The 23,386-nt window shown below is 70.7% G+C and carries 17 protein-coding genes; 2 read left to right on the top strand and 15 right to left on the bottom strand.

The window, feature by feature from the left end:
* Positions 1-82 precede the first annotated feature (82 nt).
* From ACFZBT_RS35845 to pgsA, 11 genes are all read right to left on the bottom strand, one after another.
* A complete protein-coding gene (locus ACFZBT_RS35845; RefSeq protein ID WP_215122609.1) occupies positions 83-835 on the bottom strand; it encodes a YebC/PmpR family DNA-binding transcriptional regulator in 753 nt (250 codons plus the stop codon).
* Positions 836-883: 48 nt separating this feature from the next.
* Positions 884-1,492 (bottom strand): pyridoxal 5'-phosphate synthase glutaminase subunit PdxT, encoded by a 609-nt coding sequence (gene pdxT / locus ACFZBT_RS35840; protein ID WP_391113011.1) that lies wholly within the window; start codon positions 1,490-1,492, stop codon positions 884-886.
* Positions 1,493-1,505: 13 nt separating this feature from the next.
* Complete coding sequence (pdxS, locus tag ACFZBT_RS35835; RefSeq protein WP_391113007.1) at positions 1,506-2,411, bottom strand: pyridoxal 5'-phosphate synthase lyase subunit PdxS; 906 nt, start codon at positions 2,409-2,411, stop codon at positions 1,506-1,508.
* A 331-nt stretch (positions 2,412-2,742) separates the two neighbouring features.
* The gene (locus ACFZBT_RS35830) at positions 2,743-3,324 is read right to left on the bottom strand and encodes a hypothetical protein (protein ID WP_391113004.1); all 582 of its coding nucleotides are present in this window, start codon (positions 3,322-3,324) and stop codon (positions 2,743-2,745) included.
* A 2-nt stretch (positions 3,325-3,326) separates the two neighbouring features.
* Positions 3,327-7,229 (bottom strand): hypothetical protein, encoded by a 3,903-nt coding sequence (locus tag ACFZBT_RS35825; RefSeq protein ID WP_391113001.1) that lies wholly within the window; start codon positions 7,227-7,229, stop codon positions 3,327-3,329.
* Positions 7,230-7,464: 235 nt separating this feature from the next.
* Positions 7,465-8,532: a hypothetical protein gene (locus ACFZBT_RS35820; RefSeq protein ID WP_391112998.1), complete on the bottom strand. Its 1,068-nt coding sequence runs from the start codon at positions 8,530-8,532 to the stop codon at positions 7,465-7,467.
* A gap of 158 nt (positions 8,533-8,690) precedes the next feature.
* Positions 8,691-10,304, bottom strand: a complete 1,614-nt coding sequence (locus tag ACFZBT_RS35815; protein WP_391112995.1) for an AbfB domain-containing protein — start codon at positions 10,302-10,304, stop codon at positions 8,691-8,693.
* A gap of 596 nt (positions 10,305-10,900) precedes the next feature.
* Complete coding sequence (locus ACFZBT_RS35810; protein ID WP_391112992.1) at positions 10,901-11,443, bottom strand: hypothetical protein; 543 nt, start codon at positions 11,441-11,443, stop codon at positions 10,901-10,903.
* Between the two features lie 117 nt (positions 11,444-11,560).
* Positions 11,561-12,724, bottom strand: coding sequence for a glycosyltransferase (locus ACFZBT_RS35805; RefSeq protein ID WP_391112989.1), 1,164 nt, complete (start codon positions 12,722-12,724; stop codon positions 11,561-11,563).
* Positions 12,721-13,629: a phosphatidylinositol mannoside acyltransferase gene (locus ACFZBT_RS35800; RefSeq protein WP_391112986.1), complete on the bottom strand. Its 909-nt coding sequence runs from the start codon at positions 13,627-13,629 to the stop codon at positions 12,721-12,723. The genes ACFZBT_RS35805 and ACFZBT_RS35800 overlap by 4 nt, the downstream gene beginning before the upstream one ends.
* The gene (gene pgsA / locus ACFZBT_RS35795; protein ID WP_391112983.1) at positions 13,626-14,375 is read right to left on the bottom strand and encodes a phosphatidylinositol phosphate synthase; all 750 of its coding nucleotides are present in this window, start codon (positions 14,373-14,375) and stop codon (positions 13,626-13,628) included. Before pgsA ends, ACFZBT_RS35800 begins: the two co-directional genes overlap by 4 nt.
* A 217-nt stretch (positions 14,376-14,592) precedes the next feature.
* Between pgsA and ACFZBT_RS35790 the strand changes: the two genes are divergently transcribed.
* Positions 14,593-16,791 (top strand): elongation factor G-like protein EF-G2, encoded by a 2,199-nt coding sequence (locus ACFZBT_RS35790; protein WP_391112980.1) that lies wholly within the window; start codon positions 14,593-14,595, stop codon positions 16,789-16,791.
* A gap of 171 nt (positions 16,792-16,962) precedes the next feature.
* Positions 16,963-18,630, top strand: a complete 1,668-nt coding sequence (locus ACFZBT_RS35785) for a hypothetical protein (protein WP_391112977.1) — start codon at positions 16,963-16,965, stop codon at positions 18,628-18,630.
* Between the two features lie 138 nt (positions 18,631-18,768).
* Here ACFZBT_RS35785 and ACFZBT_RS35780 read toward each other — a convergent pair whose 3' ends face one another.
* The 4 genes from ACFZBT_RS35780 to ACFZBT_RS35765 form a co-directional block, all read right to left on the bottom strand.
* The gene (locus ACFZBT_RS35780) at positions 18,769-19,329 is read right to left on the bottom strand and encodes an HIT domain-containing protein (RefSeq protein WP_391112974.1); all 561 of its coding nucleotides are present in this window, start codon (positions 19,327-19,329) and stop codon (positions 18,769-18,771) included.
* Positions 19,330-19,395: 66 nt separating this feature from the next.
* The gene (thrS, locus tag ACFZBT_RS35775; RefSeq protein ID WP_391112971.1) at positions 19,396-21,372 is read right to left on the bottom strand and encodes a threonine--tRNA ligase; all 1,977 of its coding nucleotides are present in this window, start codon (positions 21,370-21,372) and stop codon (positions 19,396-19,398) included.
* A 91-nt stretch (positions 21,373-21,463) separates the two neighbouring features.
* Positions 21,464-22,705, bottom strand: coding sequence for a hypothetical protein (locus ACFZBT_RS35770; RefSeq protein WP_391112968.1), 1,242 nt, complete (start codon positions 22,703-22,705; stop codon positions 21,464-21,466).
* Entirely contained in the window at positions 22,702-23,268 is a 567-nt protein-coding gene (locus ACFZBT_RS35765) for a DUF4365 domain-containing protein (protein WP_391112966.1), read from the bottom strand. The genes ACFZBT_RS35770 and ACFZBT_RS35765 overlap by 4 nt, the downstream gene beginning before the upstream one ends.
* Between the last annotated feature and the right edge of the window lie 118 nt (positions 23,269-23,386).

Raw genomic sequence — 23,386 nt, 5'->3', positions numbered from 1 at the left:
TATCGGCTGCCACCGACAACGGCGGCGGGCCGGTGGGACGTGTCCCACCGGCCCGCCGGAAACCGTTCAGCCCGCGGCAGCGCTACGCGTCGACCTTCTCCATGATCTCGTCGCTGACGTCGAAGTTGGCGAAGACGTTCTGCACGTCGTCGCTGTCCTCGAGCGCGTCGATCAGCTTGAAGATCTTCTTGGCGCCTTCCTCGTCCAACTCGACCTGGACGGACGGCACGAAGCTGGAGTCGGCGGAGTCGTAGTCGATGCCGGCCTCCTGGAGGGCGGTGCGGACCGCGACCAGGTCGGTGGCCTCGCTGATGACCTCGAAGGACTCGCCGAGGTCGTTGACCTCCTCGGCGCCCGCGTCCAGGACGGCACCGAGGACGTCGTCCTCGCCCAGCTCGCCCTTGGGGACGATGACGACGCCCTTGCGGCTGAACATGTACGACACCGAGCCCGGGTCGGCCATCGAGCCGCCGTTGCGGGTCATGGCGACGCGGACGTCGGAGGCGGCGCGATTGCGGTTGTCGGTGAGGCACTCGATGAGCACCGCGACGCCGTTCGGGCCGTAGCCCTCGTACATGATCGTCTCGTAGTCGGCGCCGCCGGCTTCGAGACCGCCACCGCGCTTGATCGCGGAGTCGATGTTCTTGTTCGGAACCGACTGCTTCTTCGCCTTCTGGACGGCGTCGTAGAGGGTCGGGTTTCCTTCGAGGTCGACGCCGCCCATGCGCGCCGCGACCTCGATGTTCTTGATCAGCTTCGCGAAGAGCTTGCCACGCTTGGCATCGATGACGGCCTTCTTGTGCTTGGTCGTGGCCCATTTAGAGTGGCCGGACATCTGCCTGTCTCCTTCGCGTAACCCATCTCAGCAACGAACGCAGGAATCCTACAAGGACTCGGCTGTACGGTTCGCGCGCACCATGTCCACGAACAGGCCGTGCACACGGTGGTCGCCGGTCAGTTCCGGGTGGAACGACGTGGCCAGAGCCACGCCCTGGCGGACCGCGACGATATGGCCGTCGTGCTCGGCGAGCACCTCGGCCTCGGCGCCGACGGACTCCACCCAGGGGGCGCGGATGAAGACGCCCTCCACCGGGGCGCCCTCGACGCCCTCGACATCGACGGCCGCCTCGAAGGACTCGTTCTGCCGGCCGAAGGCGTTGCGGCGCACGATCATGTCGATGCCGCCGATGGTCTCCTGGCCCGAACGCGGGTCGAGGATCTTGTCGGCGAGCATGATCATGCCGGCGCAGGTGCCGTAGACGGGCAGGCCGTCCCGCACGCGCGCGCGGAGCGGTTCCATCAGGCCGAACAGGACGGCCAGCTTCGAGATGGTGGTGGACTCACCGCCGGGGATGACGAGGCCGTCCACCTCGGCGAGCTCTTCGGGGCGCCGCACCGGCCTGGCCACGGCATCGGCCGCGGCCAGGGCGACGAGGTGCTCCCGTACGTCGCCCTGGAGGGCCAGGACGCCTATGACGGGGGTGTCGCTCATGGGTTCCTGTGCCTTACCAGCCGCGGTTGGCGTAGCGCTCGGTCTCGGGGAGGGTGTCGCAGTTGATGCCGACCATGGCCTCGCCGAGGTTGCGGGACGCGTCGGCGACGATCTTCGGGTCGTCGTAGAAGGTGGTGGCCTTCACGATGGCGGCGGCGCGCTTGGCCGGGTCGCCGGACTTGAAGATGCCGGAGCCGACGAAGACGCCCTCGGCACCCAGCTGGCGCATCAGGGCCGCGTCGGCCGGGGTGGCGACTCCGCCGGCGGAGAACAGCACGACCGGCAGCTTGCCCAGCTCGGAGACCTCCTTGACCAGCTCGTACGGGGCGCGCAGGTCCTTGGCGGCGGCGTACAGCTCGTTGTTGTCGTAGCCGCGCAGGCGGGCGATCTCGTTCTTGATCTGGCGCAGGTGGCGGACGGCCTCGACGACATTGCCGGTGCCGGCCTCACCCTTGGAGCGGATCATCGCGGCGCCCTCGGCGATGCGGCGCAGGGCCTCGCCCAGGTTGGTGGCACCGCAGACGAAGGGGGTGGTGAAGGCGAACTTGTCGCTGTGGTTGACCTCGTCGGCCGGGGTGAGGACCTCGGACTCGTCGATGTAGTCGACGCCGAGGGACTGCAGGACCTGGGCCTCGACGAAGTGGCCGATGCGGGACTTGGCCATGACCGGGATGGAGACGGCGTCGATGATGCCCTCGATCATGTCCGGGTCGGACATGCGGGCCACGCCGCCGTCCTTGCGGATGTCGGCCGGGACCCGCTCCAGTGCCATGACGGCGACGGCGCCCGCGTCCTCGGCGATCTTCGCCTGCTCCGGCGTGACGACGTCCATGATGACGCCGCCCTTGAGCTGCTCGGCCATGCCGCGCTTCACACGGGCGGTGCCGGTCTCGGGAGCCTGGTTTTCGGAGTTGGACACGGGTGACCTCGCTGCTGGGAAAGAGGGGTTTGTGCAGCACCGAGGAAACGTGAGGGAACCAGGCCACAGCAAGGGCCAATGGGAAGCCGGTGGATTTTTTTCGGTCCCACGGGCGCGAGATCGACGGTGACCAGGGGCAGAGCGGCGGCTGTGGATCGTCCGCAGGGCCAGTGGGTCTGTGGTGGCCTGCCGGCGCATGCGGTCGCCACGCCAAGGGCCGGTCGCCTCGGCGTGACGACCTTCGGGTCGGTGCGCGGAAGGCGCCGCCGGACGTTGTCAGTCCAGCGGGGCCTCCCCCTGGGCGGTCACCACGACAGGGAACGGCCGGGTGTCAGTATGGACGGACGGGAGAGAGCAGGGTCAGGCCGGCCCCGATCTCCTCACTCCTCAGCTCCTGCGACGACCTCAGGAGCCTTTCCGTGAGCGGTTCGCGCGCGAGCACCCGGTCCGGAAAGGTCGGCAGCCTCTCTCCCCCGGAGAGCACAGCCGAGTCCCAGTCGTCGGGGTCCCCTTTCCCCCGCCGATCGACGATCGCGGCGCGGGTCGGCGTCGGAAGTCCCGTCACCGCCGCGACGACTGCTGCCTCGACCGTGTCGGCCTCCTCCAAGGTGAGGCCGTCCAGCCAGAGCGTCTGGATCTCGCAACCGAAGGGTTGGTACGCGTACTCGTCGATCACGTTGGTGTCCGCGGAGAACCACCAGTCCATCGTGATAGATGCGAAGCGCAGGTCCAGAAGACGGCCGAGCTCCTCCGGGCGCATGAGGACATGTTCTCCCTCGATGTCGATGACCACGGCTGCGCCCTTGGCCGGGTGCACGAGCTCGATGCCGTGTGCCTCGAAGATCTTCACCTGTTCTCCGAAGACTGACGTGGCTCCCGACTCCCTGTACCAGCGGATGAACCCGTCAGCCATGGCTAGCAGTCCGGCAGCGTGAAGATGTGCACATTCTCTTCTCCAAACACCTTTTTGGCCTGATCTATAGCCGTTTGCGGCGTGTTGTCGGCCAAGTAGTAGATCGCCTTCACGCCGGCCTGGTCGGCTGCGTACTTGTTGATTTTGAGGGCGGTGCCGAACTTGGATGGCTTACTAGCCTTGGCGCCACCGCCGACAAAGATGTATTCGCCGTTCGGTCCGATGACATCGAGGCCACTCGATCCCACGTCGGGCATGACGATCTTGATGTCCTGCCCATTTTCGCCCTTGGCCACCTTTCCGCCGACGAGCTTAGCGATGTACTCCTCACGCGCGAGGCCCAGATCTTCTGCGCCGCTGCTGCCCATCACCACGAACGAGCGCTGCGCACCGTAGACCGACTGCGAGGACCCCTCCGCCCTGGCACCGTTCTTCTTCTTGCCGGTCACACAGGCCGGAAGCTTTTTCCAGGCGTCGTCGAGGATCTCCTCGCTCTTGTCGACCAGCTTCTTCGCCTTGGCTGACTTATCGAGGAAGTCGTTGATGCCCCAGATGACCTTGCCGATCTTCGGGAGCTTGCCGACGAGCTTGGCGGCCTTGGCCCAGGGCAGGTTGGTGACGACCGCCCACAGGCAGGTCGGGATGTCGGGGTCGTCCCAGCACTCCTTGATCTCCTCGGCGGCGAGTTCGACGAGGAGTTCGGCGCCGTTCTCTTTCAGATAGTCCAGCAGGTCTTTCTGGGCGAGAGCTCGGGCCGCCTCGTACTCCGCCTCGCTGATGCCGGCGGCTTCGAGCGCCTTGCGCTCGCCTTCCTCCAGGGAGTATGCGTCGCCCTTCTCCTTGCTCCGGGCGGCCTCCCCGCGTTCCTTGCGCTCCAGTTCGCGCTGGTACTCCTCGGCCTTCTTGGCCGCCTCGTCGGCCTCCTTGGCGTAGGTGCCGGCGTTCTTGGCGGCGGTCTCCGCCGACTTGGCGTGTTCCTCGGCGGAGGTGGCGAGCTTGGCGGCGTCGGCGGCGTCCTTCTCCGCCTGGGTGGCCGCGCTCTGGGCGACGCTCGCCTCCTTCTCGGCCAAGGAGGCGGCGCTGCCGGCGGCCGCGGCCTGGTTCTCCGCGTCGGTGGCGGCTCCACGGGCGCGTGCGGCCTCGGCCTCGGCCTGGGTGGCGGCGTTGCGGGCCGCTGCCGCGTCCGCGAACGCCTGGTTGGCGGCCGAACGGGCGAGTTTCGCGTCGGCCTGCGCCTGGGCGTCGGCCTCGTTGGCCCGTGCCGCCGCGGCCCGGGCCTTGGCTCCGTCCTCGGCGGCCTGGGCCGCGGACTTCATCGCGGCCACGGAGGAACGTGCCGCGTCCGCGGAGGAACGCGCCGCTGCTGCCGCCGCCTTGAAAGCGGGGCCCACCTCGGCGTTGGCACGTGCGGCGGCGGCTTCGGCCGCTTCGGCGGCCTTGACCGCCTCCGCCGCTCTGGCCTCGGCCTTGGTCACCTCCGCCTGGCCCATCGACTGGGCGGCCCGGGCGACCTCTGCGGCGAAGTCGGCGTCCACGTCCGTGCCGATGAACGGCGCGGTGAGCTGGATGGCCGTGTTGGCGGGGTCCGCGATACCGGAGGCGGTGGTACGGGCGGAGGTGGCTGCCTGGACGGCGATGGTGGACTGCAGGCGGGCCATCGCCGCTTCCCTGGTGGCGCCGTCGGCTTCCTCCCGAGTGCGGTTGGCCGCCTGGAGGGACTGGTTGGCGTGGATGGCGGCCAGCCCGGCGAGCCGCGAGGCCTCGTGGGCGGCGATGCCGGCCCGGGCCTCCTGCGCGGTGGCCTCGGCCGCCTTGGCATTGGCCCGCTGCGCCGCGGCGCGCGTGGCCGCGGCCTCGGATTCCGCCTTGCTCGCCGCCGCGTTCGCCGCGAACGCGGCGGCTTCGGCCTTGTTGGCCGCGGCGTTGGCCCGTGCGGCGTGCGCGGTGGCTTCGCCGGCCGCCGCCCGCGCCCGCGCGGCCGCACCGGCGGCTTCGATGGCTGCCGAACGCGAACGCACCGCCGCCGCGGACGCCTGATCGGCCGCGCCACGGGCCGAACCGGCAGCCGTACCTGCCGCGTTCGCGGCAGATCGTGCCTCGGTGGCCGCCGTGCGCGCGGTCTCGGCGTGCTCGGTTCCCTTCGCCTTTGCGGCCAGCGCTTCGGTCGCCCTGGCCCGGGCCTCTTCCGCCCTGTGGGCGCGTTCGGCCTCCACCGCCTTGTTCCGGGCGTTGCGGGCCTTGCTCTCCTCGCCCCCGGCCAGCTGGTCGGCCTTGGCGGCGATGCCCTCCTGGGTCTGCGCGGTGGCCCGCTTCTGGGCCGCCACGGCCGCGGCGGCCTGCGCGTCGGCCCGCTCGGCCGAGGCAGTCCGTGCTTCGGCCTCGGCACGCGCGCGTGCCTGAGCGGCCACATCGCGTTCTCGTTCGGCCCGCGCCCGTGCTGCCGCCGCCAGATCGCGCTCGCGTTCGGCGATCGCCCGTTGCTCGGATGCGATCTTGGCCTGGCGCTGCGCCTCTACCCGCGCCGCCCGCGTCTTCCGGGCGTGGTCCCACGCTTGCTTCTCGGCCTGCTCGGCCTCGATCCTGGCCTGGCGGGACTTGGCCGCCGCGTCCGCCGCGATCTTCGCCTGCTTGGCCGCCGCCGCGGCGAGCCGGGCCGCCGCCTTCGCGTGCTCCTCGGCGTTCTCCCGCCACTTGGCGGCCTGCCGAGCGTGTAGCTCGGCCTGGTTCTTGGAGTTCAGCCCGGCGGCGTCGGCGGCCGTCGCGTCCACCGCTTGCTGCGCGGTGGCCGTCGCCTTGGCCGCCGCGTCCGCCGCGGCCTCGATACCGGAGGCGACCTCCGACCACTGGACGCCGTGGGTGAGCCCCGTCTCGACCAGAACCCCGGCCTGTACCTTGGCCTGACCGGCCGCCACCTGCGCCTGCTTGGCCGCGTCCTCGGCGATGCCGACCTGCCGGGCGATCTCGGTCTTGACCGGCCCGTAGTCGGACAGGCGCTTGCCGGCCCGGTCGGCGGCGAGCATCCGGTCGGCCTCGCGGGACTGCGAGGCCGCCGAGCTCATCGCGTTCGACGCGGTCTTGAGCGCCTTGACCGCGTTGCCGTGGGCGGCGATCAGCTTGGTGCGGGCTTCGGCGGCCGTGGCCGTTCTCTCGGCCAGCTCGCGCAGCCGCTCCGACGCCTCGAGCGCCTCCTTCTGCGCCTTCTCGTGCGCGGCCCGGTCGTCCGCGTCCTTCTGCGCGGCGACCAGATAGCCCTTGTCCAGGAACTCTGCGATCGCCTTGTCGTCATCCGTGGCCAAGGCGGCCTGTGCGGCCCGCTTCACCTCCGGACCGCCGACCGCGACGAGCATTTCGACCCGCTTGCGGTTCTCCGCCGCGCGTTCCTTGTCGTTCTGCTCCGTCGCCTTGTCCCGCTGCCGCGCGATCTCGGCGCCGAAGGCCAGGAAGTCGGCGCGGTCGCGGGCCGTGCCCTTGAGGACCCGCTCGACCTCCGCGTTGAAGAACGGGCCCTCCGTGCCGCGCATCGCCTCGATCTGGCGACGGTTGGCGACGTCCGCAGTGTCCCTCTTGTCCTTGGCGCGCTGCCGCGCCTCGGCTTCTCCCCGCTCCAGGAAGTCCCGGATCGCGTTCGGATCCGTGCTCTCCAACGCCTTCCTGGCGGCCTCGCGGACTTCCTCCTCCTCGTCGAATTCCGCGAAGTCCTCCACCAATTGCCGATCGCGGTCCTCGGTGGCCTCGTCCAGAGCGGAACGCGCCGGGGCCGGGTCGGTCGCCGGCTTCGGTAACTCGGCCAGGATCCGAGTCAGCTCGATCTTGCCGCCCGGCCTCTCCGTTGTGCCCGCACTGGCTTCTCCGGTCACACCGGAGAGGACGGCCAGGGCCATGACGATCGACACCGCTCTGCCCACCAGGGCAGGCCCGCGTCTGCGTAACTTTCCGGATCTCGGCCGTAATCTTCCCTTCACGGGAACTCCTTCAATAGGTCGACAGGCCAAAGGAATTCGGCAAAAAAAATCCCCGCCCTCAATACACGGGCAGGGGTGAGCGGGGCCTCGGCCGCGAAGCCCGGCAGCGGTACGGAGCCGCCGTGCGGCCGTCGGCCCGGTGGACCGGCCCGGCGCGGTGTGCGCCGGGCCGACGGCGTCAGCCCTGGACGCGGTTCTCGCTGTCCCGGGCCCGGTCTGCCATGTCCTTCCAGAAGGCGGCCGTCAGGGCGGCCTCCTCCCGCTCCGAGGCCCAGTCGCTCCGCCGGGCCTCGGCCGGCGCGGTGATCTTCTCCCAGATGGCGTCCGCGCTCTCCCTGGACAGCCGGGCGATGTTCTGCCAGCTCTCGGCCTGCGCCCTGGCCGCCTCCTGCTCGGCCAGCCAGGCCTTCTCCGCGCCGTCCGCGTGATCGGCGACCGCACGCCAGGCCAGCTCGGCCTCGGCGCGCGACTTGGCCGCGTCGGCCGAGGACTTCAACGCCTCCTCGGCGGCCACCGCATGCGCGACCAGCAACGACAGCGCGTGCTGGCGCCGCACCTCCCCGTCCGCCACCCGGAGCCGGTACGCCTCCACGTCCAGCGCCGCGCCCGTAGCCCAGCCGTAGCCGAAGAACTCCGCGACGTCCGCGTCCGTGGAGCCGGGCCGCAGCGCCCACCGCGCCGCCACCCGAACCTGTTCGCCCGGATCGCCCTCCGCGACCGACCGCACGAACGCACGGTCCTTCTCGGCCACCTCAAGACGGCGCTGCGCATCAGCCTCCCGCATCACGCGGTCACGCTGCTCCGCCTCGGCGTAACCGGTCTTCACGAACGCGGCCCGGTCGGCGTCGGTGCCCTTCAGCGCCCGCTCGGCGGCCGACCGCACCTCCGGGGAGAAGGCCACCGGATGCGTGCTCACCACCCGCTCGCAGAACGCCCGGTTGCGTGAGCGCGCGTCACGCAGGCGCTGCTTCGCCGCGTCGTAACCGCCCCCGGGGGCCAGCCAGTCCGCGATCGCCGCATCTCCCCGCGTACTGCGCAGCGCGTTCCACGCAGACGTACGGATCTCCGCGGGCAGACCCGACTTGGCCAGCCGCAGTACGCGTGCCCGCGCCTCGTCCGCCGCGGCGGCCACCAGCGACGACGGGTCGGCCGGGTCGGCGGCCACCGCCGGGGTGTAAGCCCCGGCGGGCGCCGCGTGCACCAGTGCGCCGCCACCGGCCAGCACCACGACCGCCAGCGCGGACACGGCCCATCTCTGACGTCTGACGCCGTGACCGGCGGAATGTGCCACCACTGCTGCCCTCTCCCCTTGGCGGGTACGTGCACGGTCGTTCGTCGTTGTGGGTCGGTTCGCGCGCGATGCCGGCGTGGGCGCACGCCGGCGGCATTCACGTTGGCGCCTCGTCAGGGCGCCAACGGAGCGGTGACTTGCCAATCAGCCGTGCGTGTCTTCATAGGGTCCCAAGGACCGGGCGGAATGAACGCGCGGGAAGAGCGGGCGTACACCTCCGTCGTCGTGGGCCCAAGCCAGTTCACCTCACTACCGGCGGCCTGCGTGAATGACAGAGTCGTGGGCAGCCCATCGGTCGGCCGGGTGCACCACGTGGCGCTCTTCCGAAACGCTGCGCTCCGGTCGTCCGCGGCGACCTCCACGCGCAGTCCGTCCTGCTCGGCCTTGCCGCTCCTGATGTAGTAGCCGGGCTTGCGCACGGACTCGAAGGAGTAGCAGCCGGGCTGGCTGGCGAGGGACGGCACGATGACCCAGGTGGCGTCCTCGCGGTCGGCCAATGCACTGCTGCTCTTGAGCGTGTCGTTGAGGACGACCTTGCCGCGGTCCGCGCTGGACTGGCGCGCGTACTCACCGCCTCTCCACACCTTGAGAGACTGGCGCTTGAGCCGGTACTGGGTGTCCGCCTTCAGGAAGACGGCGACGTCTTCGTCGCTGCCGGCCAGGGCCTTCTTGGCCGCGGCGACCAGGTTGGGGTTGACCCGGCCGTTCTCGGCGGCGGCCTGGATCTGGAGGGCGAGCTTGCGGTTCGCCTCGGCGAGCTTCTTGCGGCGGTTCTCGTCGTCGCGCTTGTACGCGGCGTCGGCACCGGTGTGGATGTACGCCTTCCACACGGCCGGGTCGGAGCTGCGGGTGGCGCGCTGCCCCTCGGCGTACAGCTCGGTGCCGTGCAGGTCGGCGGCGGCCAGGCGCAGCAGCTCGCGGATGAAGTTGTCGTCGCTCAGCCCGAGCATGGCCTCGGAGGGAGTGATACGGAACAGGGCCGCGGCGTTCTTGCGCGCGGCGAGTTCCTTGCGGCGCTCGGCCTCCAAGCGGTCCTTCTCGGCCAGGTCCTCGAGTTCCTTCGCCACGTCCCGCTTGTGCGCCTCGCGGGCGCCGTTGACGATGAACTCCCGCCAGTCCGCCGGCTCGCCGACCAGCGCCTGCAGCGCCGCGGCCCGCACCTCGGGACCGGACGCCTCGTGCTTGGCGACGGCCCGGATGAAGTTGTCGTCGCCGAGGGCCAGCAGTTCGGGGGTGCTGGGAATGCCGATGGTGAGCAGGACCTGGGACTTGGCCAACCGAGCCGCCCGCTCGGCCTCAGCCTTCTCCCGCTCCCGCTGCTGGTCGAGCCGGTACGCCTCGTGAACGCCGGTCACGATGAAGCGCACATGGTCCTCGGCGACCGTGCTGGACATCGCCTGCTCGGCGGCGGTGCGCACCGCGTCCAGCTTCTCGCCCGCGTCACTGGCCTTCTGCCATAACGCGTGGATGAAGTCGTAGTCGCTGAGCAGGAGGACTTCGGCAGTCGGGTCGAGGCGGACCACTGCTGCGGCTTCGACGCGCTGGGCATCGGTCGTTCCTATGCTCGCCGCACTGGCCACGACGTTCGATGCCGCGATGTCCGGAGAGCTGTCGGCGACCGCTGCCGGCGCGACGGCGCCGGCGACGGCCGCGAGGGCGGTTGCGGTCACGAGGCCGCCCGTCGCGATCCGTCCCACACGTGCGGAAGCGATGTACTTGCTGTTCATAGATGAAAAGGAACCTTTCTGCCGCCACGCATGGGCAGCTCGTCACATGAGCAGGGAGACACATGAGCAGGGGAAAAGGGGGAGCGGCTGCCGACTTTCGGCGGGCGTGCGGCAGTCACGGCGAAGCACGCCAGGGGGGACGGGGTGCGTCACCGGTCGTCGCTGCACCCGCACCGTCAAGCCGCCGATCGGCGGAACGCAGGCGCGAAGCCGTGAATCAGGCTTGTGGCTTGGAGAACCGCGAATGCGAAGAAGTAAGAAAATGGCCAGTCCGAGAAACGCTCAAGCGTCACGGAGAAAGGCGCGCGCCTACCGGGCCATGGGGCGAAGACGCACTCGGTAGCGCAGCAGTACAGACGTCCGCAATTTGATTTCCCCCACGCATCAGAGTATTGGGGAGCGCCCGAGTCCTTCGAAGCATCACTGCCTCGATGGTCCCCTCCGGCACGCTGCCCGGCCATGCTGGTCAGGCTGGCCGCCGAAACGTTAACCCACACTCACTGAGCCACGCAAGGATTTTCGTGCCGCTCAATGAGGGCGGTCCGGTAAGGAGCAGAAACAAGCCGCTGTATTCACCCTGTAGACAAGCAGAAATTCTAGGCAGCCCGGTCCACAAGCGCCGCCGGAGGCTCGTCGTCCATTTCAAAGGCCAGAGGGAACGGGGCGTGGCCGGCGAGGCGGAACCAGCGCACCTTGCGGTGCCGGCGCAGGGCCCGGGCCGCCCGTACGGCGTCGTTGTGGAAACGCCGGGCCATCGGGACCCGGCGGACGGCCTCGGTGAGTTCCCGGGCCGCCTCCTCTCCCCCTGGCGCCTCACGTACCGCCTCCACCTGCGCGGATTCGGCGAACACGGCGCGCAGTGCCTGGCTCAGCTCGCTCTCGGCGACCTCCCGCTGCTCCTCCTCGGCCTGCCGGGCCGCATGGGCGGCCTCGTAGAGCACGATCGAGGCGGCCGGATCCAGGACCCCGGACGTCGCCAGTTCCTGCGCCACCGAGGCCCGGCGCAGCAGTTGCGCGTCCAGGGCGGCCCGGGCGGCGTCGATCCGGGCGTGGAGGCGGTCGAGGCGCCCGGCGGTCCAGCTCAGGTAGAGCCCGATCGCCACCAGGGCCACGGCGATCCAAATGAGAGCGGTGGTCACGGGCGACAAGGCTAGCGCCAGGGCCGGTCCGACCGTGCACTCCTCCCTGCCCTGCGCCGACGCACGACCACCCGAGCCCTTGTTCGAATTGACTCGAAACGCACCCGCACCCGCGCCTCAGTCCCGGGCAAACCCCAGCCTGGCCCGAAACCCCGTCACCCTGTCGTCCTCCGCCACCGCCGCCGCACCCGCCGTCACCGTCTCGTAGACGGACAGGATGTCCGCGCCGACGGTCGACCAGTCGAAGCGCCGCACATGGGCGCTGCCCCGCTCGCGCAGCTCCGCGAGCCGGTCCGGGTCGTCCAGCAGCCGGACGGCCGCGTCGGCGAGGGCGTCGGCGTCCTCGTTCGGGAACAGCTCCCCGACCGCTCCCCGGTCCAGGACCTGCGCGAAGGCGTCCAGGTCGGAGGCGAGGACGGGGGCGCCGGCGGACATGGCCTCGACCAGGATGATGCCGAAGCTCTCGCCGCCGGTGTTGGGCGCGACGTACAGGTCGACGCTGCGCAGGAAGCGCGCCTTGTCCTCGTCGCTGACCATGCCGAGAAACTCGACGCGGGAGCGCAGCTCGGCCGGGAGGGTCTCCACCGCCTCCACCTCGTCGCCGCGCCCCGCGACCAGGAGCCGGGTCTGCGGACGGGCGGCCAGGATCTTCGGCAGGGCCTTCATGAGGACCGGCAAGCCCTTGCGGGGCTCGTCGATGCGTCCGATGAAGCCGATGGTGTCGCCCTGCCACTCGGCCTTGGGCTCGGCCTCGGCGAAGAAGTCGACGTCGACGCCGTTGGGGATCACGACCGCGTCGCCGCCGAGATGCTCCACCAGCGTGCGCCGGGCGTACTCGCTCACCGCGATCCGGGCGCTGATCTTCTCCAGGGCGGCCTGGAGGATCGAGTAAGCGGCGATCATGGCCCGGGAGCGCGGGTTGGACGTGTGGAACGTGGCGACGATCGGGCCCTGCGCCGCCCAGCAGGTCAGCAGGCCCAGCGAGGGCGAGGTCGGCTCGTGGATGTGGATCACGTCGAACGCGCCGTCGTGCAGCCACCGGCGGACCCGGGCCGCCGAGAGGAAGCCGAAGTTCAGCCGGGCCACCGAGCCGTTGTACGGCACCGGCACAGCGCGCCCGGCGGAGACGACGTACGGCGGCAGCGGGGTGTCGTCGTCCGCCGGGGCGAGGACGGACACCTCGTGGCCGAGGCGGATGAAGTATTCGGCCAGGTCGCGGATATGGAACTGGACGCCGCCCGGTACGTCCCAGGAGTACGGGCAGACGATGCCGATCCTCACGTGGATCCCTTCACTGGATCGAGGTCCGCGAGCCACAGGCGCTGCAGCATGTGCCAGTCCTCCGGATGGTCGGCGATCCCCGAGGCGAAGGCGTCGGCCAGCGCCTGTGTCATCACGGACGTCCTCTCGGCGCGCGTGCCTGACTCGGGCACCTCGACGGGCGGGTGGACGCGGCCCCGCATCACGGGCGAGTCGTCGTACCAGAGGGTGACGGGGAGCAGCAGCGCGCCCGTCTGCTGGGCGAGCAGGGCCGGTCCGGCCGGCATCCGGGCGGTGTCGCCGAAGAAGTCGACCTCGACACCGGAGGCGGAGAGGTCGCGGTCGGCGACCAGGCAGACCAGGCCGCCGTCGCGCAGCCGCCGGGCCAGGGTGCCGAATGCGGTGCCGCCGCTGTGCGGCAGGACCTCCATGCCGAGGCTCTCGCGATAGGCGACGAAACGGTCGTACAGCGTCTCCGGCTTCAGGCGCTCGGCGACGGTCGTGAACGGGATGCCCAGCTCGGTGGTGACCCAGGCGCCGGCGAGGTCCCAGTTGCCCAGGTGCGGCAGGGCGAGTATCACGCCCTTGCCGGCCGCCATGCCCTCGGTGAGGTAGTGGATGTCCTTGGGGTCGAAACCGCCCTTGATCCGCTCCTTGCTCCAGGCGGGGAGCCGGAAGGACTCCATCCAGTAGCGCAGGTAGGAGCGCATGCCCGCGCGGGAGAGCTCGGCCAGCCGCTCGGGGCCGGCATCGGGCACCACGCGCGCGTAGTTGCTCTCCAGGCGCTGGACGCCCTTGCCGCGCTGCTTCCACGCGAGGTCGGCGATGGTCTGTCCGAGCCGTACGGCGACCGGCTCGGGGAGCTTCCTGACGGTGCTCCAGCCGAGGCCGTACAGCGCGTCCGTCACCCGGTCCTGTGCGCTCACGTGGCCGCCTCGCTCCCGTGAGAGGCGTTGTGCTGCTCGCCCTCATTGTCCCGCGCCTCCGCCTCGGCCTCGGCGGACTCCCGGCGGACCGTGACGACCCGCTGGATCAGCGTGACGAGACTGCCCACGGCGACGATCCACAGGGCGACGGGCAGCAGGTACTGGATGCCGGGCACACCGAACGCGTGCAGGCCCGCGAGCCCGGCGGCGACCAGCGAGATCACCAGCCGCTCGGCCCGCTCGACGAGCCCGTTGACGGCGACCGGCAGACCGATCGACTCCCCACGGGCCTTGGTGTACGACACCACCTGACCGCTGGCCAGACAGAAGATCGAGACGGCGCACAGGACGAGGTCGTCGCCGCCCCCGGCGTACCAGAGGATGAAGCCTCCGAAGATCGCGGCGTCGGCGACCCGGTCGAGCGTGGAGTCCAGGAAGGCGCCCCAGCGGCTGGAGCGGCCGAGCTGGCGGGCCATGTTGCCGTCGACGAGGTCGGAGAACACGAAGAGTGTGATCACGACCGTGCCCCAGAAGAGCTCGCCCATGGGGTAGAAGACCAGCGCGCCCGCGACCACACCGGCGGTGCCGATCAGCGTGACGGCGTCGGGGCTGACGCCCAGCCGGATGAGAAACGCGGCGAACGGTGTGAGGACACGCGTGAAGAATGCACGCGCGTACTTGTTCAGCATGGCCTTCCCGAGGGTCGGTGTCGCCGCATGGCCCCTGCTGGCCACCGGCTGGCCCATCGTAGCCACGCGCGCGCGTGGCCGAGGGGCGGGCACCCGGACCCCTTCGGTGGATCCGGAGCGCCGCTGGTGGGCGGCGCGATCGCGTCCCTCGTATGGACGCACCGTGACGGGAGTGGAAAGCTCGAATAACCGCGGGCGTCGCCGGAGCCGCCGTGCACGCGGATCCCGCGTGTCCGCGCCCACAGTGACCTCACCGTGCACGGGAGGCAGGATCATGGGCGACAAAGGACAGACACACCCTGGGGCCGCCGGCAGGGCACGAGCGGCCGACCACCCTCAGTCCGTACGGAATGTGGTGCTGGTCGGCCACTCCGGATCGGGCAAGACCACCTTGGTGGAAGCCCTCGCGCTCACAGCGGGGGCGGTGAACCGGGCGGGCCGTGTGGAGGACGGCGGCACCGTCTCCGACTACGACGAGATCGAGCACCGGCAGCAGCGCTCGGTACAGCTCTCCCTGGTGCCCGTCGAGTGGGACGGCATCAAGGTCAACGTTCTCGACACCCCCGGATACGCCGACTTCGTCGGTGAGCTCAGGGCCGGTCTGCGAGCGGCGGACGCGGCCCTCTTCGTCGTCTCGGCCTCGGACGGCGTGGACGGCTCGACCCGCATGGTGTGGGAGGAGTGCGCGGCCGTGGGCATGCCCCGGGCCATCGTCGTCACGCACCTGGAGGCGGCGCGCGCAGACTTCGAGGAGATGACGCGGAGCTGCGCGGAGGCCTTCGGCGCGGACGACCCCGACGCTGTCCTGCCGCTCTACCTGCCGCTGCACGGCCCGCAGGCGCCCGACGGGCACGCGCCCGTGACCGGCCTGATCGGGCTGCTGTCGCAGAAACTGTTCGACTACTCGACCGGGGAGCGCAAGGAGTCGGAGCCGGGCGAAAACGAGCTGCCGCTGATCGAGGAGGCCCGCAACCGGCTGATCGAGGGGATCATCTCGGAGAGCGAGGACGAGACCCTCATGGACCGCTACCTCGGCGGGGAACAGGTCGACGTCGGGACGCTGATCGAGGACCTGGAGCGGGCCGTCGCGCGCGGGGTCTTCTTCCCCGTACTGGCCGCCGCCCCGGCGTCCGACGGCGGTCGGCAGGGGCTCGGCACGGTGGAGGTGCTGGAGCTGATCACGCGGGGCTTCCCGACGCCGCTGGAGCACGAGACGGTGCGGGTGACCACGATCGACGGCAAGCCGCGCGAGCTCAAGCCCTGCGACCCGGACGCGCCGCTGGTCGCGGAGGTCGTGAAGACCTCCTCCGACCCGTACGTCGGCCGGCTGTCACTGATCCGCCTGTTCTCCGGCACCCTGCGCGCCGACCAGACGGTCCACGTCTCCGGGCACGGTCTGTCCGACCGCGGGCACGAGGACCACGACGTCGACGAGCGGATCGGCGCCCTGTCCACGCCGTTCGGCAAGCAGCAGCGCCCGGTGTCGCACGTCATCGCGGGCGACCTGGCGTGCGTGGCCAAGCTGAGCCGCGCCGAGACCGGCGACACCCTGTCCGCCAAGGACGACCCGCTGCTCATGGAGCCGTGGCAGATGCCCGACCCGCTGCTGCCGCTGGCCATCCAGGCACACAGCAAGCCGGACGAGGACAAGCTCTCGCAGGGCCTGGCCCGGCTGGTGGCCGAGGACCCGACGATGCGGCTCGAACAGAACCAGGACACCCACCAGGTGGTCCTGTGGTGCCTGGGCGAGGCGCACGCCGACGTGGCCCTGGAGCGGCTGCGCAGCCGGTACGGCGTCCAGGTCGACGTGGTGCCGCACAAGGTGTCCCTGCGTGAGACCTTCGCGGCCCCGTCGGGCGGACGCGGCCGGCACGTCAAGCAGTCCGGCGGGCACGGGCAGTTCGCCATCTGCGAGATCGAGGTCGAGCCGCTGCCGGGCGGCTCCGGCATCGAGTTCGTGGACAAGGTCGTCGGCGGCGCGGTGCCACGGCAGTTCATCCCGTCGGTGGAGAAGGGCGTACGGGCCCAGGCGGCCAAGGGAGTAGCGGCCGGATACCCGCTCATCGACGTACGGGTGACCCTCCTGGACGGCAAGGCGCACTCGGTGGACTCCTCCGACGCCGCCTTCCAGACGGCCGGGGCGCTCGCGCTGCGGGAGGCCGCGGCCGACGCGAAGATCCATCTGCTGGAGCCGGTGGCCGAGGTGTCGGTGCTGGTCGGCGACGACTTCGTGGGCGCCGTGATGAGCGACCTGTCGGGGCGGCGCGGCCGGGTGCTCGGCACCGAGCAGACACCCGGCGGGCGCACCCTGATCCGGGCGGAGGTGCCCGAGATCGAGATCGGCCGGTACGCGATCGACCTGCGGTCGATGGCACACGGCACAGCGGGGTTCAGCCGTCGGTACGCGCGGCACGAGCCGATGCCGCAGCAGGTCGCGGACCGGGTGCGCGAAGAGGAGCGCAAGGCCTCGTAGTTCGCGCCCGGCGCCACCAAGTGGCCCTCGTGAGGGCTTCCCTCCGCACCGGCGGGCGGCTTGACAGCCGCCCGCCGACGGATGTCGGTGCGTGCGGATACGCTGATGACCTGATCAACAGGTGTGCGGAGCGCGGAAGTCGGGAAGGCCGCAGATGCGGATGCGGCAGCGATGGGGGCGGCAGTGACAGACGGATTCGACTTCAGCCCGGGGGCCCAGGTGCCTCTGGCGGGTTCGGCTGGGCAGACTGCGGCGACCTACGCACTGGCCGCGGCGGCGTACCGGGACGACGAGGTCGCCAAGATCCTGAAGGCCGACAACGAGTGGCACCAGTCGAAGGTGAAACCGCCGCGTCCCTGGGCGAAGATCTTCCGTCCCAGGTTCGGCGAGGCCTTCTCCCGCGCCATCATCGACCGGATGCTGGGTGCCGGGCGCGCGCCGGTCATCCAGTCCTTCGGCATCGAACCCCAGGTCGTCGTGGAGCACTGTCTGGCGGCCCACCGCATCCGCCGCGACCGCGACAACTGGCTCTCGGCGGTCACGGTCCTGTGCGGGGTGCTCTTCCTGCCGGGCTTCCTCGTGTGGCTGCTGGTGTTCACGCTGCGCACCACCATGGCCAAGCGCGAGGACAAGCGCGCCGGTGCCCTCGCCACGACCCTGCTGGTCGCGGTGGGCGCGCTGGCCGTGCTGTTCCTGATCAAGATGCCCTTCACGGGATTCTGGGCCCTGTACGGGCGCGCGGCGATCATCATGCCCGTCGTCGGCTGGTTCTGGGCCAAGCAGATCTGCGAGCGGACCGCCCGTGACCTGCGGGAGCGCTGGTCGAGTCTGTTGTCGGGCGGCGGCGTGGGCGCCAAGATCCCCGAAGCCGTCCCGGGCAACCCGGGCGACGCGGCCGAGCAGGTGCGCAAGGAGCTGGCCCGCCTCGGCGCCGAGCAGCGGTCCAACTCGGTCTTCTACGCGGGCCCCAAGGGCATACTCGGCATGGGCACGCGGTGGGGTAGCTGGCAGCTGGCCGAGGAGCTGGTCTCCGCCGACCCGGACAAGGAGTTCCACCCCTTCCGCAGCTGGGACGTCATCGTGGCGATCCAGGGCGGCCTGGGCATGCTGGAGCGCACGTCCATCAACACCGGCGGCTTCCCCAAGCCGTCCATCACGCACTGGATCGTCACGCCGATCGGCGAGAAGGCGACGGAGGTGTCCCGGCCGAGCGGCACGGACGTCGACGCGTACACGGTCCGGACGCACGCGATACAGGACATCTGCAACAAGCAGCAGTTCGGCAGCGGCGACCGGCACTATCTCGGCGTGCAGTGGACCCTCTGGGACGGCCACTTGGTGATCACGATGCTGATCACGGTGACCGTGCTGCACGACACCCTGCGCATCGAGGTCACGGGTCACGCCCTGGGGCCGGTCAACCCCCTGTTCAACGAGAAGCCGGCGGCCAAGGAGAAGGCGGTGCAGAAGGCTCTCCGATTCTGGGAGACCCGCACCGTGAAGCTCCCCCTGATCGACGCCGACGAAGTGGTACGGCTGGCCGCGCGCGCCCCGCTGACGTGGTACCCGCCGCTGCTGAACTGGCTCGGCGGCAGTCTGACGCTTCCGGAGCCGTTCGGTCTGCGGCATGCGTGGGCCGACCAGCCGTGGCGGCACCGCTTCATGGCCGACGACGCGTTGCGGGCGGCTACGCCTGTGCTGCGTGTGGTGCATGCGGCGGCACTGAAGGTGCTGCGGGAGAACGGGGTGGATGTGGAGAAGTTCGGGTCGAGGTCGGCGGCGCTGAGTGGGGCTGTGCAGGAGGCTTCGCCGAAGAAGGCCGACGTTTACGACGCGTAGGCCTCCGGCGGTCGTGCCGTTCACCCGCGGGCGGGTGGGGCTGGTGTCCCCTGGGGCTGCGCCCCCAGACCCCCGTCGGCCTGAACGGCCTCGTGCTCAATCGCCGGACGGGCTGGGAAGTGCCGGCCCCCGCCGGACTCAGCTCGTCGGCCAAGCCTCCGCCAGCATCTTCCTCGTGTCCGCCAGCAGCTGCGGCAGCACCCTTGTATGTCCCACCACCGGCATGAAGTTCGTGTCCCCGCCCCAGCGGGGCACGATGTGCTGGTGGAGGTGCGCCGCGATGCCCGCGCCCGCCACCGTGCCCTGGTTCATGCCGATGTTGAAGCCGTGCGCGCCGGAGGCCGTGCGCAGGGCCGTCATCGCCTGCTTGGTGAGTTCGCCGAGTTCGGCGGTCTCCCCCGCTGTGAGGTCCGTGTAGTCGGCGACGTGCCGGTAGGGCACCGTCATCAGGTGCCCGCCGTTGTACGGGTACAGGTTGAGCACCGCGTAGACCTGCTCGCCGCGCATGACGACCAGGCCGTCCTCGTCGGACTTGGCCGGGATCGAGCAGAAGGGGCAGCCGTCGCCCGAGCCCGGGCCGGTCGGCTTGTTCTCGCCCTGGATGTAGGCCATCCGATGGGGCGTCCACAGACGCTGGAACGCGTCCTGCGTCCCCACTCCCAGCTGCTGCTCCGGCTCACTCGTCATGCAGTGCAGCATATGGCGTCGAGCTGGGGGGACGGCAAAGGCCCCCGGGATCTCACCGGGGGCCCGTACGCCGTGTGATCAGACCTGCGCCCGCTCCTCGACGACCTTCTGGATCTTGGCGATGGCCTCGTCGAAGGGGATGCCGTTCTCCTGCGAGCCGTCGCGGTAGCGGAAGGACACGGACTCGTGGGACATGTCCTCGTCGCCCGCGATGACCATGAAGGGCACCTTCTGCTTCTGGGCGTTGCGGATCTTCTTCTGCATCCGGTCGGAGGAGGAGTCGACCTCGACGCGCAGGCCCTTCCTCTTGGCCGCCGCCGCGAACTTCTCCAGGTACTCGACGTGCGCGTCGCCGATCGGGATGCCGACCGCCTGGACCGGGGCCAGCCACGCCGGGAAGGCGCCCGCGTAGTGCTCCAGGAGCACCGCGAAGAAGCGCTCGATGGAGCCGAACAGCGCGCGGTGGATCATGACGGGGCGCTGCTTGGCGCCGTCCGCGCCGGTGTACTCCAGGTCGAAGCGCTCCGGCAGGTTGAAGTCGAGCTGGATCGTCGACATCTGCCAGGTGCGGCCGATGGCGTCCTTGGTCTGGACGGAGATCTTCGGGCCGTAGAAGGCGGCGCCGCCCGGGTCGGGCACGAGGGGCAGGCCCTGCTTCTCGGCGACCTGGCGCAGCGTCTCCGTGGCCTCCTCCCAGGCCTCGTCGGAGCCGACGAACTTCTCCGGGTCCTTGGTGGAGAGCTCCAGGTAGAAGTCGGTCAGGCCGTAGTCGCGCAGCAGGCCGAGGACGAAGGTGAGCGTCTTGTCGAGCTCCTCCGACATCTGCTCGCGGGTGCAGTAGATGTGCGCGTCGTCCTGGGTGAAGCCGCGGGCCCGGGTCAGGCCGTGCACGACGCCCGACTTCTCGTAGCGGTACACGGTCCCGAACTCGAAGAGGCGCAGCGGCAGTTCACGGTACGAGCGACCGCGCGCGTCGAAGATCAGGTTGTGCATCGGGCAGTTCATGGGCTTGAGGTAGTAGTCCACGCCCTCGTCGAGCTGCATGGGCGGGTACATGCCGTCGGCGTACCAGTCCAGGTGGCCCGAGGTCTCGAAGAGCTTCCCCTTGGTGGCGTGCGGGGTGTAGACGAACTCGTAGCCCTCTTCCTCGTGGCGGCGCCGCGAGTAGTCCTCCATGACCCGGCGGATGATGCCGCCCTTGGGGTGGAAGACGGCGAGGCCGGAGCCGATCTGCTCCGGGACGGAGAACAGGTCCAGCTCGCTGCCGAGCTTGCGGTGGTCGCGCTTCTCGGCCTCGGCGAGGAACTCCAGGTGCGCCTTCAGCTCGTCCTTGGTGGGCCAGGCGGTGCCGTAGATGCGCTGGAGCATGGGGTTCTTCTCGCTGCCGCGCCAGTAGGCGGCCGCGTTGCGCATCAGCTTGAACGCCGGGATGTTGCGGGTGGTGGGCAGGTGGGGGCCTCGGCAGAGGTCCTTCCAGCACAGGTCACCGGTCTTGGCGTCCAGGTTGTCGTAGATCGTCAGCTCGCCTGCGCCGACCTCGACGTCCGCGCCGTCGTCGGAGGAGGCGGAGCCCTTGAGGCCGATCAGCTCCAGCTTGTACGGCTCGTCGGCCAGCTCCTCGCGGGCGGCCTCGTCGGTCACCACGCGACGGGAGAAGCGCTGCCCCCGCTTCTGGATCTCCTGCATCTTCTTCTCGATGGCCTTGAGATCCTCGGGCGTGAACGGCTTCTCGACGTCGAAGTCGTAGTAGAAGCCGTCCTTGACGGGCGGGCCGATGCCGAGCTTGGCCTCGGGGAAGAGCTCCTGCACGGCCTGCGCCATGACGTGCGCGGCGGAGTGGCGCAGGATGTTCAGGCCGTCCTCGGAGGAGATCTCGACGCCCTCGACCTCGTCGCCCTCGGACAGGGCGTACGACAGGTCCCTGAGCTCGCCGGCCACGCGCGCGGCGATGATCGAGCGCTCGCCGGCGAAGAGCTCGGCGGCCGTAGCGCCCGTCGTCACCACGCGTTCTTCCCGCTCGGAATCGCGCTGGATGATCACACGGACGTCTGACACCGGTCTCTCCTGACTGAAGGTGGGGCTGCGGCGCCATACGGGAGCGCGCACGAGTATGGATCGTACCGACCCCGGGCCGCCGACCGCGAAATCAGTCCCCGCAGTCCTCTCGCTCCCCTCCACAGGCCTCCTCGAAGAAGGCCGCCATCCCGGCGTTCTCCTGCAGCGCCTTCATCAGCTGGTCCCGTTCGGCGTCGTCGACCTGCACCGGGACGACGCCGTGGGCGCCGGTGAGGCGCCGGAAGCCGCCCCGGCTCTCCAGCCGTCCCTGCACCCGCACCGGCAGTCCGACGAGGTGGGCGTGCCCGGCGATCCGGTAGCCCTCCTCGTCGAGGGTGATCCGGACGTTCGGGATCTCGGCCCCGGCCAGGACCCGCAGCCGTACGCTGCCCTCGCCACGCGGCCCGGACCTGCGCAGCCGCACCACGGCTCCGGTGATGCGCACCGGCACGGCGGGTTCCTCGCGCAGATAGCGGGCGCCCGCCTCGCGCAGGACCGGCAGGTCGCCGGGCGAGAACTCGACGGGCTCGGCGGCGGACGCGCAGCCCTCGGGCACCCCGGCCGCCGGGGCCCACGCGACGGCGATCCGGGCGCCCTCCGTGCCCCGGACCAGCGCGACGAGGGCCTCGGTGAGCTCATGGCTCACTCCTGCCTCGACCGCGGCGTCGAAGGCGTCCATGCCGCCCGTGGCGCGCTGGTAGTCGATGGCCTCGCGGGCGGCGTACAGCGCCTGGTGGAGGCGTACGGCCACGGGCCGGCCCCCGGCGACGGGCACGAAGGCGGTGAGCCGGCCGTCGGCGGCGGAGCCGACGAGGACGTTCTCCAGGGACGCGGCGGCGGAGCGGCGGTGGCGGGCGCCGTGATAGCCGGCACGCGCGCGTGCGGCGAGTGCCGCCGCGAGCAGCATCCGGCGGGCCGCGGTGCGCAGCCGGTCCTCGACGATCCAGGACGCCGCACCGGCGGGCCCGGCGGGGACGTCGTGCCACCAGCGGACCTCGTCACTGGGCACGGCGAGGGAGACGAGGACCTCGCGGGCGGAGGGCGAGCCGCTGCGGGACAGGGCGAGCAGGGCCTCGCCGAGCAGGTCGTCGCTGTCGGGGAAGGCGCGGGTCTCCGGCACCAACAGGCTCGTGCCGCTGGTGCCGGGGCCGGGCGGGGTCCAGCGGCCGTAGCGTCCGGGGGCGCCGCCGCGCCGCAGCCAGCCGTGCCGGCGCAGCAGGGCGCTCAGCACGGCCGGGTCGACGTCGCTCGGCGCGGGCGGGGGGCCGCTCCAGGAGTCGACGGGGTGGGGCCGCACGGCCCTCAGTGGCTCCTCGGTCGGGCGGTGCGTCACGGTTTCCCTCCCGTCCCGACCCGCGTCATGATCTCGCACAGGGCCCGGTCGTCGAAGATGCGTGCGGTCGGTATGCGCACAGTGGTGCGGGTGCGGCCGGTGATGGGCTGGCCGGCCAGGTTCGTCCAGTAGCAGCAGTGCCTGAGGTCGAGCCGGTCGTGGCCGGCGCGCAGCCAGTCGTCCTGGGAGCGCGGCACCAGCATCACCACCAGGATCTTGTGCACCGACACGGGTGTGCGGGCGAGTTTCGCCAGGTGGGCGTTGTCGAGCGTGAAGGAGAAGGTGCGGCCCGGCGGGTCGGGCGGCACCTGGTAGGTGGCCTTGAGCTGCACCTTGATGGTGACCTCGTCGTCGACCGTGTGCCCGGGGGCGCTGTGGCTGACGTGCCAGTCGATGCCGTTGTCCGGAAACGGCTGGGACAGCGAGCAGCCGGCGGCCGCCGCGACGGCGTGCAGATAGCCGACCTGCAGTGTCTCCATGCAGGCGGTGGTGGCGAGGGTGCCGCGGGAGGGAGCCGTGCGCTCGGGCAGCAGCCCGCCCCGTTCGGGCTGCGCAATGGCCATGGCCAACAGCCTTCCAGAACAAGTGAGTCCCCGTGGCGGGCCGCTGAACTGCAACAACCCGTACTCCTGTTGTCTCCTTCCGGCGTAGTACGCAAACAGCCCGGGTATCACCGGATCG

Source organism: Streptomyces sp. NPDC008137 (assembly GCF_042957035.1).
GTDB lineage: Bacteria > Actinomycetota > Actinomycetes > Streptomycetales > Streptomycetaceae > Streptomyces.
This window is presented reverse-complemented; position numbering and strand designations above follow the sequence as displayed.

Excerpts from the sequence above, each read along its gene's own strand:
- ACFZBT_RS35845 (WP_215122609.1), bottom strand. The coding sequence starts at position 835 with ATGTCCGGCCACTCTAAATGGGCCACGACCAAGCACAAGAAGGCCGTC.
- ACFZBT_RS35785 (WP_391112977.1), top strand. The coding sequence starts at position 16,963 with ATGGGGGCGGCAGTGACAGACGGATTCGACTTCAGCCCGGGGGCCCAG.
- ACFZBT_RS35765 (WP_391112966.1), bottom strand. The coding sequence starts at position 23,268 with ATGGCCATTGCGCAGCCCGAACGGGGCGGGCTGCTGCCCGAGCGCACG.
- ACFZBT_RS35815 (WP_391112995.1), bottom strand. The coding sequence starts at position 10,304 with ATGAACAGCAAGTACATCGCTTCCGCACGTGTGGGACGGATCGCGACG.
- ACFZBT_RS35780 (WP_391112974.1), bottom strand. The coding sequence starts at position 19,329 with ATGCTGCACTGCATGACGAGTGAGCCGGAGCAGCAGCTGGGAGTGGGG.
- pgsA (WP_391112983.1), bottom strand. The coding sequence starts at position 14,375 with ATGGGCCAGCCGGTGGCCAGCAGGGGCCATGCGGCGACACCGACCCTC.
- pdxT (WP_391113011.1), bottom strand. The coding sequence starts at position 1,492 with ATGAGCGACACCCCCGTCATAGGCGTCCTGGCCCTCCAGGGCGACGTA.
- ACFZBT_RS35790 (WP_391112980.1), top strand. The coding sequence starts at position 14,593 with ATGGGCGACAAAGGACAGACACACCCTGGGGCCGCCGGCAGGGCACGA.
- ACFZBT_RS35830 (WP_391113004.1), bottom strand. The coding sequence starts at position 3,324 with ATGGCTGACGGGTTCATCCGCTGGTACAGGGAGTCGGGAGCCACGTCA.